Origin of the sequence: Candidatus Chloroploca asiatica, from assembly GCF_002532075.1 — a bacterium.
GTDB lineage: Bacteria > Chloroflexota > Chloroflexia > Chloroflexales > Chloroflexaceae > Chloroploca > Chloroploca asiatica.
On sequence record NZ_LYXE01000104.1, the window covers coordinates 1 to 14,705 of the forward strand.

At 58.7% G+C, this 14,705-nt stretch carries 15 protein-coding genes; 4 read left to right on the plus strand and 11 right to left on the minus strand.

The window, feature by feature from the left end:
* The first annotated feature begins 305 nt into the window (after nucleotides 1–305).
* Nucleotides 306–677, plus strand: a complete 372-nt coding sequence (locus A9Q02_RS13570) for a VOC family protein (RefSeq protein ID WP_097653628.1) — start codon at nucleotides 306–308, stop codon at nucleotides 675–677.
* A 128-nt stretch (nucleotides 678–805) separates the two neighbouring features.
* On the plus strand, nucleotides 806–1,525 hold the full coding sequence (locus tag A9Q02_RS13575) for a Uma2 family endonuclease (RefSeq protein WP_097653629.1): 720 nt from the start codon (nucleotides 806–808) through the stop codon (nucleotides 1,523–1,525).
* 51 nt (nucleotides 1,526–1,576) lie between these two features.
* Here A9Q02_RS13575 and A9Q02_RS13580 read toward each other — a convergent pair whose 3' ends face one another.
* From A9Q02_RS13580 to A9Q02_RS13600, 5 genes are all read right to left on the minus strand, one after another.
* Entirely contained in the window at nucleotides 1,577–2,248 is a 672-nt protein-coding gene (locus A9Q02_RS13580) for a cytochrome c biogenesis CcdA family protein (RefSeq protein ID WP_097653630.1), read from the minus strand.
* Nucleotide 2,249: 1 nt separating this feature from the next.
* Entirely contained in the window at nucleotides 2,250–2,720 is a 471-nt protein-coding gene (locus A9Q02_RS13585) for a thioredoxin family protein (RefSeq protein WP_097653631.1), read from the minus strand.
* Nucleotides 2,721–2,819: 99 nt separating this feature from the next.
* Nucleotides 2,820–3,878: a permease gene (locus tag A9Q02_RS13590; RefSeq protein WP_097653632.1), complete on the minus strand. Its 1,059-nt coding sequence runs from the start codon at nucleotides 3,876–3,878 to the stop codon at nucleotides 2,820–2,822.
* Between the two features lie 108 nt (nucleotides 3,879–3,986).
* The gene (locus A9Q02_RS13595) at nucleotides 3,987–4,223 is read right to left on the minus strand and encodes a thioredoxin family protein (RefSeq protein WP_097653633.1); all 237 of its coding nucleotides are present in this window, start codon (nucleotides 4,221–4,223) and stop codon (nucleotides 3,987–3,989) included.
* Nucleotides 4,217–4,612 (minus strand): ArsR/SmtB family transcription factor, encoded by a 396-nt coding sequence (locus A9Q02_RS13600; RefSeq protein ID WP_097653634.1) that lies wholly within the window; start codon nucleotides 4,610–4,612, stop codon nucleotides 4,217–4,219. Before A9Q02_RS13600 ends, A9Q02_RS13595 begins: the two co-directional genes overlap by 7 nt.
* Nucleotides 4,613–5,104: 492 nt before the next feature.
* Between A9Q02_RS13600 and A9Q02_RS13605 the strand changes: the two genes are divergently transcribed.
* The gene (locus A9Q02_RS13605; RefSeq protein WP_097653635.1) at nucleotides 5,105–7,828 is read left to right on the plus strand and encodes a CHASE4 domain-containing protein; all 2,724 of its coding nucleotides are present in this window, start codon (nucleotides 5,105–5,107) and stop codon (nucleotides 7,826–7,828) included.
* A 2-nt stretch (nucleotides 7,829–7,830) separates the two neighbouring features.
* Nucleotides 7,831–8,199: a response regulator gene (locus A9Q02_RS13610; protein ID WP_097653636.1), complete on the plus strand. Its 369-nt coding sequence runs from the start codon at nucleotides 7,831–7,833 to the stop codon at nucleotides 8,197–8,199.
* A gap of 63 nt (nucleotides 8,200–8,262) precedes the next feature.
* On the opposite strand, the gene A9Q02_RS13615 is transcribed toward A9Q02_RS13610, so the two are convergent.
* From A9Q02_RS13615 to A9Q02_RS13640, 6 genes are all read right to left on the minus strand, one after another.
* Nucleotides 8,263–8,796: an N-acetyltransferase gene (locus A9Q02_RS13615; protein WP_097653637.1), complete on the minus strand. Its 534-nt coding sequence runs from the start codon at nucleotides 8,794–8,796 to the stop codon at nucleotides 8,263–8,265.
* Nucleotides 8,797–8,811: 15 nt separating this feature from the next.
* Complete coding sequence (argH, locus tag A9Q02_RS13620; RefSeq protein ID WP_097653638.1) at nucleotides 8,812–10,191, minus strand: argininosuccinate lyase; 1,380 nt, start codon at nucleotides 10,189–10,191, stop codon at nucleotides 8,812–8,814.
* Nucleotides 10,192–10,201: 10 nt separating this feature from the next.
* Entirely contained in the window at nucleotides 10,202–10,930 is a 729-nt protein-coding gene (locus A9Q02_RS13625; RefSeq protein WP_097653639.1) for a hypothetical protein, read from the minus strand.
* Nucleotides 10,927–12,147, minus strand: a complete 1,221-nt coding sequence (argJ, locus tag A9Q02_RS13630) for a bifunctional glutamate N-acetyltransferase/amino-acid acetyltransferase ArgJ (RefSeq protein ID WP_097653640.1) — start codon at nucleotides 12,145–12,147, stop codon at nucleotides 10,927–10,929. Before argJ ends, A9Q02_RS13625 begins: the two co-directional genes overlap by 4 nt.
* 17 nt (nucleotides 12,148–12,164) lie before the next feature.
* A complete protein-coding gene (locus A9Q02_RS13635; RefSeq protein WP_097653641.1) occupies nucleotides 12,165–12,878 on the minus strand; it encodes a histidine phosphatase family protein in 714 nt (237 codons plus the stop codon).
* Nucleotides 12,879–12,947: 69 nt separating this feature from the next.
* Nucleotides 12,948–14,150 (minus strand): argininosuccinate synthase, encoded by a 1,203-nt coding sequence (locus A9Q02_RS13640; protein WP_097653642.1) that lies wholly within the window; start codon nucleotides 14,148–14,150, stop codon nucleotides 12,948–12,950.
* Between the last annotated feature and the right edge of the window lie 555 nt (nucleotides 14,151–14,705).

The window sequence follows — 14,705 nt, forward strand, 5'->3', positions numbered from 1 at the left end:
CCCGCCAGGGCACCCGCCAGGGCACCCGCCAGGGCACCCGCCAGGGCACCCGCCAGGGCACCCGCCAGGGCACCCGCAAAGGGCACCCGCCAGGGCACCCGCAAGGGGTGCCCCTACACCGGATCCGCCCCCTGGCCTTGTAGGGGCACCCCTTGCGGGTGCCCCGTTGTATCCGATTTCGTATGATGCAATCGCCCTGAGGTAGACTATGGACATTCTTGACAAAATAGATCTTTTGTGCTAAAATAAAGAAACATCCCCCCCTCACATTGCCATCTTTAGCAAGCAGAGAGAGGAGCAAGGCTATGCCCCGTGTGGTTCATTTTGAGATCTGTGCCGATGATCCGGAACGTGCGAGCAAGTTTTATACGGATGTGTTTGGTTGGCAGATCAACAAATGGGACGGGCCCGTGGATTATTGGCTGACCGCGACTGGGTCGCGTGAGCAACCCGGCATTGATGGCGGCATCATGCGGCGCGAGTCGCCAACGATGCCTGGGGTGATCAACACCATTGATGTTGCGTCGGTTGATGCCATGGTGGAACAGATCGTAGCTCATGGCGGTAGCGTGGCGATGCCAAAGACATCCGTACCAGGGATGGGCTACATCGCGTATTGTCTTGACACCGAGGGCAATATGTTCAGCATAATGGAAGAAGATCTGTCTGCGGTGTAGATTTAATCTAAGACCTCACAGGTCTTCAAGACCTGTGAGGTCTTAGGCATGAGCATGTGACCCCTGCAAGCGCCGTGGTAAAATAAAGATAGACGGCAAGGTTTATATGCGCTGACGAGGAGCAACAGATGGCTGTTTTCGTGAAGGATGAACGTGGACAACCAGGGGTGACGACCACCGATGTTCCGCCACTCAACTCGGGCGACCGGCTCTCACAGGCAGCTTTCGAGCAGATCTATCGTGCCCACCCCGAACTCAAGAAGGCCGAGTTAGTTGAAGGAGTTGTCTACGTGGCTTCACCGGTGCATTTTAAACATCATGGACGTCCACACTATCTCTTCATCGCATGGCTGGGAGCATACGAATCCGCTACCCCCGGCGTCATTGGGGCCGACAATGCGACGGTGCGACTAGACTTCGAGAACGAAGTGCAGCCGGATGTCTTGCTGCGCCTACTCCCCGAGCGAGGTGGCCGCTCACGGGTGAGCCCGGATGACTACCTGGAAGGTGCGCCCGAGTTGATCATTGAGGTCGCCGCAAGCAGTGCGGCCTACGATCTGCACGACAAGCGGCGCGCCTATGCGCGCAACGGGGTCGCCGAATACCTGGTGCTCAGCGCCTACGAGCAAGAAGTCCATTGGTTTGCCCTGCGTGAGAGTGTCTACACGTCGGTAGCGCCCGATAGCGAGGGCCTGCTTCGCAGCGCTGTCTTTCCTGGGCTCTGGCTTGATCCGGCTGCGCTCTGGCGGGGCGACCTGGCCGCCATGCTCGCTGCCCTGCAGCGCGGCCTGGCGAGCCCCGAGCACGCCGCGTTTGTCGCACGCTTGCGTGACGGGGCGACGGAGTAAGGAGATCGCTCTGCGCTGATGAGATAGAGAGCGATGACCAGATCCTTGCGTTCACGCGATCCAGAGGAGATACAAGCCGACGCCAAGGATCACGCCCCCGCTCAGTTGCTCGATCCGGATGCTCCAGGAACCCAGGTCGCGAAGCTGGCGCAGTGCTCCAGCGAACGTTCCGGCGGCAACGACAGGCACGCCGCGCCCAAGGGCATAGATGAAGAGTAGCAAGGCACCATAGGTCAGTCCATCTGGACGAACCATGACCGTGGTCAGAATGGCTGCGAGCACCGGGGTGGCGCACTGCGAGGCGACGAGCCCGAAGGCCAGGCCTAGGGCGAGGGCACCGGGGAGGCCACGCCAGGTGATCCGGGAAGGCAAGGTGCCGAACCAGTTCGGCATAGGCAGGTTGATCACCCCGAGCAACTGCAAGCCGATCAAGAAACAGATCCCGGCGAGCAGGTAGTACCAGCCGCGCCAGCCGCCCATCAGCCCACCCACCAGCGCCGCAACCACGCCGAGAAGCATGAAGGTGACGGCCATGCCAACCGCGAAGCTCAACGCAAGGACAAAGGCGCGCCTGCGCGACACGGAGGCCCCACCACCCACGTATGCCATCACCAGCGGTATCGAAGCCAGGTTGCACGGCCCGATACTCGTGACAATGCCGCCCAGAAAGATCAGCACGTAAGTAAAAAGCGAACCATCAAGGGCTAGATGTTCCAGACTCATCTCAGTTTGCCGCCGCGAGGCTCGCCAGGCGTTGCTCAAGCACCTCCGGGCGCATCGTCCCGATTTCTACCTGTCGCTCACCGTGACGGTCAATGAAGACCATGGTCGGGATGACCCGAATACCCTGGGTGCGCAGCAGATCCTGGTTCTGCTGGTCGTAGACATTCACGCTGACCAGCGCGACCTGGGGTTGAAAGGCCGGCCAGACTTCGCCAATCGTTCGGGTCATTGTCACGCACGACTCGCAGCTATTCGAGTGGAAGAAGAGCAGCATTGGTTGCTCTTCCGCCTGTGCCTGGGCGAATTGCGCTTCTGCCGGGGCGACGGGGTCGGTGGCGACGACGCTAGCCGGTGGCTCCAGGCGCCCTTTGATTATGAAAAGCACTGCAACGACAAGGAAGAGGCCCACAAACCAGCGCATGCGCGTGCGATGGGGGGCGGTGGATGGCGATGAGTGTGGGGTACGAGGCATACTAGTTTCCTCTCTTGGGTATCGGTCTCGGTCAGGGCGAGGGGCTGCGCCGTACTTTCCGTGCGCTGCCCCTGCACGCCCTTGAACCCGTGTTTGCACTCAGATCACCAGGTTAAAGAGATAGCCGACCAGGATAATCCCGGTCGCCACGATCGCCACGAAGGTCGCGATCAGGCGTGGCTTGAGCACGCGCCGCAGGATGATCAGCTCGGGCAAGCTCAAGGCGACCACTGACATCATAAAGGCGAGCATGGTGCCCATCGCCGCCCCCTTGGCCATCAGCGCATCAACCACTGGGATGACCCCGGCCACGTTCGAATAGAGCGGCACGCCCAGGATGACCCCTGCGGGTACTGACCACCAGGCCTCTTTCCCCATGATCCCGGCCAAGGCATCTTCGGGCACGAACCCGTGAATACCTGCCCCTATCGCGATCCCAATCACGACATAGGGCCAGACCTTGCCGACAATCTCGCGCACTTGCTCCCAGGCTTCGTCGAAGCGACGTGTCCAAGTGTACTTCTCCTCGGCGACTGCCCCGTCACCGCCACGAATCTCCCAGACGAAATCCTCGACATGGCGCTCCATGTTCATCCGGCCGATGATAAGGCCGGCAATGATCGCGATTGTCATCCCAGCGACGAGGTAGAGCCCGGCAAGTTGCCAGCCAAAGAGACCAAGGAGGAGCGCTAGGGCGACGCCATCAACCATTGGTGCGGCGATCAGGAACGAAAAGGTAACGCCCAACGGCACGCCAGCTTTGACAAAGCCGATGAAGAGCGGCACCGCCGAACACGAACAGAACGGCGTCAGCACGCCAAGCCCGGCCCCAATTACGTTGCCGACGCCCTCACGCTTGCCGCCCAGGGTCTGGCGCACGCGCTCTGGGCTAAAGAAGGTGCGCAGGGTGCTGATCGCGAAGATCATACCGGTCAGCAGTAGCAGAATCTTCGGCACATCGTACAGGAAAAAAGCGACCGCATCGCCTAGCCGCGAGCCAGGCGCAAGCCCCAAGAGCGCGAAGGTCAGCCAGTCAGCCAGCGGCTTGACGCTGTTATAGGCGATCAGCCAGAGCACCGTGACGCCACTGACGATCAGCCAGGCGCGGGTGTCAGCGCTGCGCTGCGCTTTGGCGGGTGAAGGCAATGATTGAGCCATTGCGGATAACTCCTAATATGCGGATTTTTGAATATATTTGACACAAAACAGGGTTTTGACCAGAGTACCCCGGCGGGGATACGGGGGCATGGCCCCCGCAAATACTCGTCACTTTGCCAACCAACCGGCGATCTCGTCCTCATTAGGGATGCGGCCCGAGGCGACGAGCACGTCATTAACCACCAGGCCAGGGGTTTTCAGAATGTTCCAGCGCATCATCTCGCCGTAGTCGGTCACCTTCTCGACTTCACCTTCCAAACCATGGTCAGCGAGCACTTTTTGGACACGCTGCTCGAGCCGTTTGCAGTTGGCGCAGCCAGAGCCGAGCACTTTGACGTTCAACATGGGATCTCCTCTGTAGACAATAAGTGTAGTGGATAGGTGGGTCGCTCAAGCGCCGGGCTACAACGTGGGCAGGGGCAGTCAACGGCTAGGCTTGTTTCGGGTGCTTCGTCACCCCCAACGATGGCTCGTGCCGTGTCGAGCATGGTCAGCACCTCAGGCTGCGTGATGCGGTAGTAGCTATTCAAGCCGTCGCGCCGGTCACTGATCAGCCCCGCTTTGCGCAGCACGGCAAGTTGCTGCGAGACGTAGGCCTGTCGCTGGCCCAACTGGGTCTCGAGGTGACAGACACACTGTTCGTCGTTGCGTAGCAGATCGAGGATCTGCAGCCTGACGGGATGCATCAATGCTTTGAAGATGTGCGCGTGGCGCTCGGCGGTTGTGCTGTTCATATGGGTAGTATATGCCTTTTTTTGCATATACTCAGTATTGTTACCTTCACCTTTGGTCGTGGTGCGGCAACCGAATCGCTAACCCAGGAGCAAAGCCGTATTCGGCGTAGCCTTTGGCAACATACATTGGCGTCTCGATCCAGGTGAAGCCCAAGGCCGATCAAGGCACCATAGATCAGCCTGTCACGCATATTGTCAAACTAGTACGTCTTCCGATATTCCTGGGAGCGAAGGCGTCCCGCCCTCGAACGCACCCCAGATTTGCAAAACACGAGAAAACATTCGTTTATCAGCAGTGTGTCAGCTGTATTTTCTGGTGTTTTGTTGGTCGTGCGCATGGCCGCAAGGGTATGTTACCGATGCCTCACACTGGGTCACGTTGAGCGTGTCGATGCATCAGTGTAATCTTCTTGTATGCTTTTGGAAACATCACCGGTGTATAATGCTTACAAACGTGTCCTGGGATGGTGTTGAGTACGAAAAGTCTACCCTATGAACCTCGCATCCTTACGCATGCGCATTTTGCTGGCGACTTTCCTGCTGTTTGGGCTGTTGCTGGGTGCATTGCTGTGGCTGGTCGGTTCAATTATTGGACAGGGTTTTGCTGAAGTCGAAGAACGTACGGTCGCGATCCGCGTTGAGCAGGTTGTTAATGCACTTACGAACAATCTTGCTAATCTGACCCGTGTTACCCGTGACTATGCCGCCTGGGACGACTCGTTTGCGTTTGTTCGTGAACCTGATCAAGCTTTTATCGAAAATAATTTTGCAGATTCTACATTTCTAAATAACAATATCACATATGTTGCTTTTGTTAATATTGATGGTGAGATTGTTTATGAAAAAGTTTTTGATTTAGAGTTGGGCGAACAGGTTGAGCCACCTGCTGTGCTACGTCGGTTTGATGGCCGCAATGCACAGTTTTTGCAGCCTGACGAGCCTGCCGATGGGCTAGCTGGCCTACTCGTGCTTGAGGATCGTCTCTGGTTGCTCGCGGCTGAACCGATCCTCACCAGTCTCGGTGAGGGGCCGCCCGCTGGGACGTTGCTGATGGCGCGGGATCTCAATCGCCTTGAGCTTGCGCGCCTGGCTGAGTTGACGCGCCTGCCCTTTACGCTGACCCGCTTTGATGATCCTGCGATCCACCATGAGTTTGCCCCGTTAACGGCTGAACTTGCAGCCGGCGAGCCAATCGCGATCTATCCACGCGATGATCAAACAATTATTGGGGCCACCAAGCTTGATGATCTCTATGGTGGGTCTGGTGTGTTGCTGACGGTCGAGTTGCCGCGCGAAGTGTATCAACTTGGGCAGCAGACTTCGCGCCAGTATATGCTGACGTTGGTTGGGATCGGGTTGCTCTTTGGGTTGCTGATTTTTATCTCGCTCGAGCACACGGTCTTGCGGCGCCTGATTACGTTGCGGGATCAGGTGGGGGCGATTGAGTCCAATCAGCCCGAGGCGCGGGTTGCGGTGAAGGGACGTGATGAAATCGCCCAGCTTGCTACCTCTATCAATGCCATGCTTGAACGTTTGATGCAGGCCCAACAGCGCATCATCGAGAGTTCCCAGCGCTATCGCCAATTGACCGAGTTGTCGCCTGATGCTATTATTGTCCACGATGGTCAGACGGTGCGCTATGCCAATTCAGCCGCCAGTCAACTCTTGGGCCACCTTCCCCCCCAACCACTCGTTGGGCAGCCGGTTGATGCGACACTTGGCGCGCTTGTGCCTCAGCCTGATGGTACACCTGTTTTGCGTGATCGCATGCTGGTGCGCCCTGATGGTTCGGTGATCGAGACCGAGGTGGTCGTCTTGCCGTTTCGTGAAGGTGAGACGGTTGCGACCCAGGCGATTGTCCGCAATATTACTCAGCGTAAACAGATCGAAAAGGCTCTCCGCGAGGCCAAAGATGCCTCTGATGCCGCGAATCGCGCCAAGAGCCAGTTTCTCGCGACGATGAGCCACGAGTTGCGTACACCGCTCACTGCGATTATTGGCTATGCCGAACTCTTGACCCTCTCGCTTGAAGATGCGGCTACTGCAGAAGTGATGCGTGATCTGGGCCGGATTAAGAGTGCCGGCCAACAGTTGCTCGCTCTTATCAATGATGTGCTGGATCTCTCGAAGATCGAGGCGGGCCGGATGCACGTCGAGCTGAAACCGTTGAATCTGCCTGAAATGCTCGAGGGGATCCTTGCGATGCTACGCCCTCTTGCTGAACCGAACCAGAATGCTATCGGCATGGTGCTGCATCCACGGGCGGGTGTGATGATGACCGATGAAATGCGCCTGCGTCAGGTTTTGCTCAATCTCCTCAGCAATGCGTGCAAGTTTACCCATCAAGGCACGGTTACCCTTGAAGTTACGGTGTTGCCCGGTGACGCTGGCTCATCCTCTGAGCAGATCGCTTTCGCGGTGCACGATACCGGCATTGGCATGAGTCCCACTCAGATACCCATGCTTTTCAAAGATTTTATGCAAGCCGACGCGTCAACGACACGCAAATATGGTGGCACGGGGCTTGGTTTGGCGTTGAGTCAGCGCCTCGCGTATCTGCTTGGCGGCGAGATTACGGTGACGAGTCAGCCCGGTGTCGGCTCGACCTTTACCCTGATCTTGCCGCGGGTGCTTGCCCCCGAGGTGGCTGAAACGTTGCGAACACGCGTCTTGCCCGCAGTTCCGGCAGTGGCGCTCACTTCGTCGTTCCCTGACCCCGTGGCGGGCACCGAAACACAGATGCTGCTCTGCGTCAGCGAGGATGCAACGCTGGCCGAGCATATCCCACGCCTCCTTGCCCATGTGGGTCTTCACGTGGAAATGGCAGGCTCGTCGGCTGAGGGCGAAGAACTTGCTGCCGTTCTGTTGCCTGATCTCATCCTGCTTGATATGCGCCTCGCTATCTTTGAGCGGGCGGCGCTCCTTCACCACCTCCAACAGGATCCGTCCACCAGTTCTCTTCCAGTTGCGATGCTCTTTCCTGATTCGGCTCATGCCGATACCCAGTTTGATGCGCCTGCTCAGGTGCGCGAGGCACACGCACTAGCACAGGGCTCGGCTGAGCCGGGCGTGGTGCTTCCTTCCTTGGTGACCCGCGACACAACCGATCTTGTCAAGTTTTTGCGTCAGATCCTTGCCCCGACTGGTTGGATCGTTGAACTGCCTATGTTTGGTCAAGCTCAGACAGACGAGCCAGTCGAAACTCATGGAGTGTAGTGATGGCCTGCATCCTTCTTGTTGAAGATAATGAACTCATTCGCGAAATGGTTGTGCTTTATCTCACACGTTCAGGCTTTGAGCTCACCACGGCAGTAGATGGCATTGATGCATTGCGCATGGTGCAGCAGGTACAGCCTGATCTAATCCTCCTCGATATGGGCCTACCCAAATTGAATGGCTGGCAGACCATGCAGCGCCTGCGGCTTCGCTCCGAGACGGCCCACATTCCGGTGATCGCGCTGACAGCTTATTCGATGGCGGAAGATCGCCAGCGTGCGCTTGATGCGGGCTGTGCCGCCTTTATTCCCAAGCCGATTGAGTTTCCTCTGTTAGTGGAGACGATTCACGCTTTGCTTCAGCGGGCATAATTGGTTCGTATGCTTGGGCCAAGCCCCTCGGCGCGTGCGTAGAAGGCCAGTGCAGCTGGCTTTTTACCCACGCGCTAAGGGGATTTCACGCACCATCGCGACTTCGTCGCAGCGATCTTGCTTGAAGCAGGTGTTGCAGTCTTGCCAGATTTTGTGCGGTAGGCGTAACTTCGGCACTTCGCGAAAGCCAAGACGACTGAAAAAGCCCACTTGCAAGGTGAGTGCAAAGATCGTCGGGATGCCCAGTTCACGGGCTTCGTCAAAGAGTGGCTCGACCAGATAACGGCCTAGTCCGCGCCCTTGAAAGTCGGGATGCACGGTCAGGCTCACCACTTCTGCCAGGTCGGCCCAGGTAATATTGAGTGCCGCCGAGCCGACCACTTCGCCGTCGGCTTCGGCGACGTTGAAGGAACGTACCCGATTGTAGAGTTGATCGAGCGTTTTAGGTAACATATCGCCGCGCAAGGCGTAGTAGTTGATCATCTCGTATAACCGCGGTATATCACTAACCCGCGCGCGCCGAATGATGACGGCTGCGTCGGGGCTGACGTTCAGGCGAGGCAAGGTGACCGGTGGCTGATACAACGGACTGGTCATGGGTGGGCTTGCTCCTTACTCATCAAGCAGATCACGCCAGCGGGCACACTGTTCAAGGACGCGATCCGGTGCCGTGCCGCCCAGGCTATCTTTGCGCGCAACACTCTGGGCCATATCAAAGAGACTGTAGACGGTATGGTCAAGTTCCGGCTGAACCGCCTGATATTCAACCAGGGGCAATTCGCGCATCGGCAGGTGCAACTCAAGCGCCCGCCGTACCAGACGCCCTACTTTGCCGTGCGCCTCGCGGAAGGGCACACCGCGACGCACTAGGTCATCCGCTAGGTCAGTGGCGAGCATCGCATCATCGAGCGCTGCCCGCATCCGCTCGTGCCGGGCCTCCATCGTCGCTACGACCGCCGCCGCGACCTCAAGGCTCAGATCAAGTGTGTCCAGGCTGTCAAAGAAGGGCTCTTTGTCCTCTTGCATGTCTTTGTTGTAGGTCATCGGCAGCCCTTTGAGCACGGTGAGCAGGGTGACAAGATTGCCGACGAGCCGCCCGCTTTTGCCCCGTAGCAGTTCCATGCTATCCGGGTTCTTCTTTTGCGGCATCAGACTTGACCCGGTGCTGTAGGCGTCGGCCAGTTCGACAAAGCCGAACTCGGCGCTGCTGTAGAGCACCAGATCTTCGGCGAGACGGCTGAGGTGGACGCCGGTCAGCGCAAAGGTGAAGAGCAGTTCGGCTACGTAATCACGATCCGAGACCGCATCAAGCGAGTTGCCAGCCACTGCGTCAAACTCATCAAGCGCCTCGGTCAGCCGTTCGCGTTCAATGCCCAGGCTGTTCCCCGCCAGTGCGCCCGCACCGAGCGGGAGCGTGCGGGCGCGCGCTGTTGCTTCATGGACGCGCTGACGGTCGCGCTCGAACATCTCGACATACGCGAGGCACCAGTGCCCGAAGGTGATCGGTTGCGCCCGTTGCAGGTGCGTATAGCCCGGCATCAGCGTCGAGGCATGGGCTTCGGCCTGGGTCAGCAGGGCGAGTTGTAGCCCGAGCAGGCGCTGATCGATCTGCCGCCCTGCGCTGATCGCAAAGAGGCGCATATCGGTGGCTACCTGATCATTGCGCGAACGCCCAGTGTGCAGCTTGAGCGCGACAACACCCACCAGTTCGTGGAGCCGACGCTCGACGGCGGTGTGAATATCTTCGTCGCCTTCGATCGCTTCAAAGCTGCCATCGGCAAATTCACGGCGTACCAGTTCCAAGCCTTGACAAAGCGCTTCGTACTCTTCGCGATTGATCAGGCCTGCTTCGAGCAGCGCTCCAGCCCATGCGATGCTCCCGTCAATGTCGACCTCGGCCAGGCGGCGGTCAAAGCGAAACGAATCATTGAAGCGACGCATTGTCGCTGCCGTCGGTTCGGCAAAGCGCCCCCCCCAGAGTTTGTGTTCCATGCGTATGTCCTTAGATCTGCTCGATCTTCTGATATCTTTGAATGCTCATATTTTGTGCGACCAACAAGCGCCAGTAGGCGGCCATGAGTTCGCCTGCGCTGGGCACAAGCTCACTGAACTGCTGCGCCGTCAGCAGGGCCTTGACAAGGTGTGCGTAACCCTCGGGTCGCACCGGAAACGCCATGCTCTGTTCGAGGGCCGGGTACCCTTCGCCCGTTACCCAGCGTCGGTTGATTAGACAAAGTGCTTGACATAACTCCTCGGTCATGCACCTGGCTCCCAGCGTTGCATCGAGTTCATCGTTGCGTGCCGCCGCCGCGCGGAGTCGCCCATACGCTTGAAAGACCAGGGCGGGCAAATGTGTTGCGACGCCGATCAAAAAGGCTTCGTGGTCAAGACGCATCCCCAGGGTGCGCCATTGGGCCACAAGGTCGGCGTCGCCCACGAGTGGTTGCAGTTGATCGAGCCGCCCCATCATCGTCGCCCACTGCAAACCGGGGCCACCCAGTTCGGCTTCAAGGTGACGACGCTCGGTTACGAGCATCGCCACCGTCACCTCTTGAAAAAGCAGATGGCGTTCACGGAACACCAGGCTATTCTCAACCACAAACCAGAGTTTCAACCCTGACCAGGGATCGTCTTCGCCTGGGATCGCAAGGCTTCCACCGAGCACAATTTGATCACCGTAGGTTGTATGCATCCGGCGGAGTAGCTCGCGCGCCAGATCAAGGCGGGTCATGTACGATACTCGGCGTTAATGGCAACATATTCCGGACTGAAATCGCATGTCCAGACCGTTGCCTCACCCTCACCGAGGCCAAGGTCGGCCTCAATGCTCACTTCGGGCACATTGAGCAGGTCGCTGGCGGCTTTTTCGTCAAAGGGCAGCGGCAGGCCCCGTTCGAGCACCCGCATGCCACCAAAGTGCAACACAACGCGTTCGGGATCAAGGTGTGCCCCGCTATACCCCATCGCACAGAGTACCCGTCCCCAGTTGGGATCAGCCCCATAGAGCGCCGTTTTGACTAGTGGTGATTTGGCGATCGTCATCGCCGCGAGGCGTGCATCGGCGACACTGACTGCACCGCGGACGGTGATCGTCACAAAGCGAGTTGCGCCCTCGCCATCGCGTACCACGGCCTGCGCCAGGTACTGGCAGAGCGCCGTCAACGCGGCCACGAAACTCGCCCCATCGGAGCTTGCGAGGTCGGTAATTGGTGCATTGCCGACCGCGCCATTCGCGAGCACCAGCAGCGTATCGTTGGTACTCGTATCGCCATCAATGCTAATGCTATTGAAACTGACCTCGACCGCCTGGCGCAGCGCGGCATCAAGCGCCTCACGACTGATAGCGGCATCGGTTGTTACCACACTCAGCATGGTTGCCATATTCGGATGGATCATGCCGGCCCCCTTCGCCATCCCGCCCAGGGTAATTGTATACCCCGAAGGAAGCTCCACGCGTAGGGCGGCATGTTTCGGGCGCGTATCGGTCGTCATGATCGACCGTGCCGCCGCCGGCCCTTTGGCCGCATCAAGCTTCTGTGCAGCGGCTTGAATCCCGGTGACAACCTTGGCGATCGGCATTGGCACGCCGATGGTACCGGTTGACATCACAAACGCCGTATCAACCGGCAAACCCAGGGCTTCTTCGGTCGTACGCGCCATGGTCAATGTTGCTACCTCGCCCTCGCTGCCGGTGCAGGCATTGGCATTGCCCGCATTGACGACGAGCGCACGCAACCCAGTGGGGTTGCGCGTCATCAGTTCCATGTCATAGCGTACCGGGGCTGCCTTGACCAGATTGGTGGTAAAGACAGCGGCGGCTGTACATGCGCGTTCGCTCACCAGCAAGGCAAGATCATCACGGTTGCGATATTTGATGCCACAGTCGTGGGTTGCGGCCCGCCAGCCCAATGGCGACGTGGGGTGACCATCTTCGATCCATGTATCCATGACCGTCCGTTATTCCTCTACTCGGTTGGTACCGGTGATGCCGGATGCCCACCAGGTGCTTGCAAATCCGTATCTTCCCAGCGCACCGACTCGGTTGCGCCGATATCGTGCAGATGGGCAATATCATTATAGCTATTCAAGCGCCAGAGCAGCCGCCCCCGCCGATGAACCTGTTCCCAGTGGGTCAGGCTCGTATTGCGGGTGTGAAAATCGGTTGGTGGCAAGACATTCGAGGGCATCTGGAAGAAATGCATAAACGCCCCGTCAATCACGCCCCCATGACAGACAAGCACAATCGATTTGCCTGCGTGTTCACGGGTAATTCTGGTCAAGGCCTCGGCAACCCGTAGCATAAAGCCGCCCCAACTCTCGCCGCCGGGGGCAATTGGGCGCAGCGGATACTGCTCAAAGTCAGGCGGGCCAAAGATCGCCCACGCTTCCTGGTTGGTCATACCATCAACTTCGCCGAGGCGCAATTCCTGCACCTCATCATCCAGGATGATCGGCAACCCCAGTGCTGGCTGGATGATTTCGGCGGTCTGGCGTGCCCGTGGCAGCGTGCTGGCGATCAACACATCGGCCTTGAGTTCGCCGTGGGCCAGGCGATCACGCAGCCGCTCGGCCTGTTTGACCCCCCGTGGGGTCAATCCTTTGTCACCCTGCATTCCGGCCAGAATTGGTTGCACATTCGCCCACGCTTCGCCGTGGCGAATCAGATAGAGATTGGTCATACGCCACTTTCTTTTGCGTGTTGCGTGGTGACGGCGCAACCGCCACCACGCAACACCCAAACATCCACCCTATTTCATCAAGGCTTGCACCTTCATCGAGAGACCATAGAGCTTGATGAAGGCTTCGGCATCCTTCTGATTGTAGACCATATCAGGGCCGAAGGTCGCCAGGTCTTCGTTGTAGAGCGAGAAGGCTGAGCGCCGCCCGACGACGATCAGATTGCCCTTATAGAGCTTCATCCGCACGTCGCCCGTCATCGTGCGCTGCGTTGTCTGGACAAACGCATCGTATGCTTCACGCACCGGGGTAAACCAGCGGCCATTGTAGACCAGATCGGCATAGTCGAGCGCAATGCGATCCTTGGCGCGCAGCGTCTCTTTGTCGAGCACAATGCTCTCGAGTTCGCGATGGGCCGTATAGAGGATGGTACCACCGGGAGTCTCGTAGACGCCGTGGCTCTTCATGCCGACGAGCCGGTTTTCCACCAGATCAACCCGCCCGATCGCATGCTTGCCACCGACAACATTGAGGTAATCAACCAGTTCCACCAGGCCCATCTGGCAGCCATTGGCCGCGACGGGCACACCTTGCACAAAGCTGATCGTCAATTCTTCGGGCTCATCGGGGGCCGCCTGTGGGCTAACGCTCATCTGGAACATATCCTCTTCGGGCTCATTCCACGGATCTTCCAGCACGCCGCCTTCGTGGCTCAGGTGCCAGAGGTTGCGGTCGCGGCTGTAGATCTTCTCGGCGGTGGCGGTCACGGGGACATTATACTCAGCCGCGTAATCGAGTGCATCCTGGCGGCTGCGAATCGTCCATTCGCGCCAGGGGGCGATAATCTTCAAATGGGGATTCAGCGCAAAATAGGTCAACTCAAAGCGCACCTGGTCGTTGCCCTTGCCGGTGGCCCCGTGGGCGACGGCATCGGCTCCCTCAAGCGCGGCGACTTCGACCTGATGCTTGGCGATAATCGGGCGCGCAAACGACGTGCCGAGCAGGTACTTGCGCTCGTAGATGGCCCCAACCTGCATCGTCGGCAGAATATAGTCGCGGATAAACTCCTCACGCAAGTTGCGCACAATCAACTTGCTCGCCCCACTCGCGAGCGCCTTCTCCTCCAGGCCCTCTAGTTCATCGGCCTGGCCCAGGTCGGCGCAAAAGCAGATGACCTCACACCCATAATTCTCGCGGAGCCAGGGGACAATCACCGACGTATCGAGCCCGCCCGAATAGGCCAGAACCACCTTTTTGACTTCACCCTTTGTCATGGTACGCTCCATTTGTTGCTTCTGTCTCCAGGACATTAAAAGAGCCAGCCCTGCGCTCTAGCAAAGCTGGCCTGATCCCCAATGGTCAACAAGCACAATTAGCCAGGGCAGAAAGCCGACTGGAAGTTGGTACGACGGTCTCGACGCAGGCGCATACCGCTCACTGGTGAGCTGTGGATGCGCAGAAACTGGTGCGAGAAGATCGATGCCATGGTGTGCTTTTGCCTCGTAAACGATGTCGCCGTGCGCAGAGTATACCACACGCCCTGGGAGGCGTCAACGTAAGGCCGAAGCATCGCAGGGCTGATGCATCTTCCGTGTATGCACCCGCCAGGGCACCCGCAAGGGGTGCCCGTACACCGGACCCGGCCCCCGCCGGGTTGCGCCGGGGCCGCGCACACCACCACGACGGCCCGGCCGGCCTGTAGGGGCACCCCTTGCGGGTGCCCTGATAGGGCGTCTTGTTATATCCGGTTTCGTATGATGCAATCGCCCTGGAAGCACGCGCCAGTCCCGGCTGTGGTGGAGCTCAAGCGTGGGTGGCGTGTGCTTCGG

Coding starts and splice junctions, on each gene's coding strand:
- A9Q02_RS13615 (WP_097653637.1), bottom strand. CDS start 8,796: ATGACCAGTCCGTTGTATCAGCCACCGGTCACCTTGCCTCGCCTGAAC.
- A9Q02_RS13585 (WP_097653631.1), bottom strand. CDS start 2,720: ATGCCTCGTACCCCACACTCATCGCCATCCACCGCCCCCCATCGCACG.
- A9Q02_RS13610 (WP_097653636.1), top strand. CDS start 7,831: ATGGCCTGCATCCTTCTTGTTGAAGATAATGAACTCATTCGCGAAATG.
- A9Q02_RS13580 (WP_097653630.1), bottom strand. CDS start 2,248: ATGAGTCTGGAACATCTAGCCCTTGATGGTTCGCTTTTTACTTACGTG.
- A9Q02_RS13590 (WP_097653632.1), bottom strand. CDS start 3,878: ATGGCTCAATCATTGCCTTCACCCGCCAAAGCGCAGCGCAGCGCTGAC.
- A9Q02_RS13640 (WP_097653642.1), bottom strand. CDS start 14,150: ATGACAAAGGGTGAAGTCAAAAAGGTGGTTCTGGCCTATTCGGGCGGG.
- A9Q02_RS13635 (WP_097653641.1), bottom strand. CDS start 12,878: ATGACCAATCTCTATCTGATTCGCCACGGCGAAGCGTGGGCGAATGTG.
- A9Q02_RS13570 (WP_097653628.1), top strand. CDS start 306: ATGCCCCGTGTGGTTCATTTTGAGATCTGTGCCGATGATCCGGAACGT.
- argJ (WP_097653640.1), bottom strand. CDS start 12,147: ATGGATACATGGATCGAAGATGGTCACCCCACGTCGCCATTGGGCTGG.
- A9Q02_RS13575 (WP_097653629.1), top strand. CDS start 806: ATGGCTGTTTTCGTGAAGGATGAACGTGGACAACCAGGGGTGACGACC.
- A9Q02_RS13595 (WP_097653633.1), bottom strand. CDS start 4,223: ATGTTGAACGTCAAAGTGCTCGGCTCTGGCTGCGCCAACTGCAAACGG.
- argH (WP_097653638.1), bottom strand. CDS start 10,191: ATGGAACACAAACTCTGGGGGGGGCGCTTTGCCGAACCGACGGCAGCG.
- A9Q02_RS13600 (WP_097653634.1), bottom strand. CDS start 4,612: ATGAACAGCACAACCGCCGAGCGCCACGCGCACATCTTCAAAGCATTG.
- A9Q02_RS13625 (WP_097653639.1), bottom strand. CDS start 10,930: ATGACCCGCCTTGATCTGGCGCGCGAGCTACTCCGCCGGATGCATACA.
- A9Q02_RS13605 (WP_097653635.1), top strand. CDS start 5,105: ATGAACCTCGCATCCTTACGCATGCGCATTTTGCTGGCGACTTTCCTG.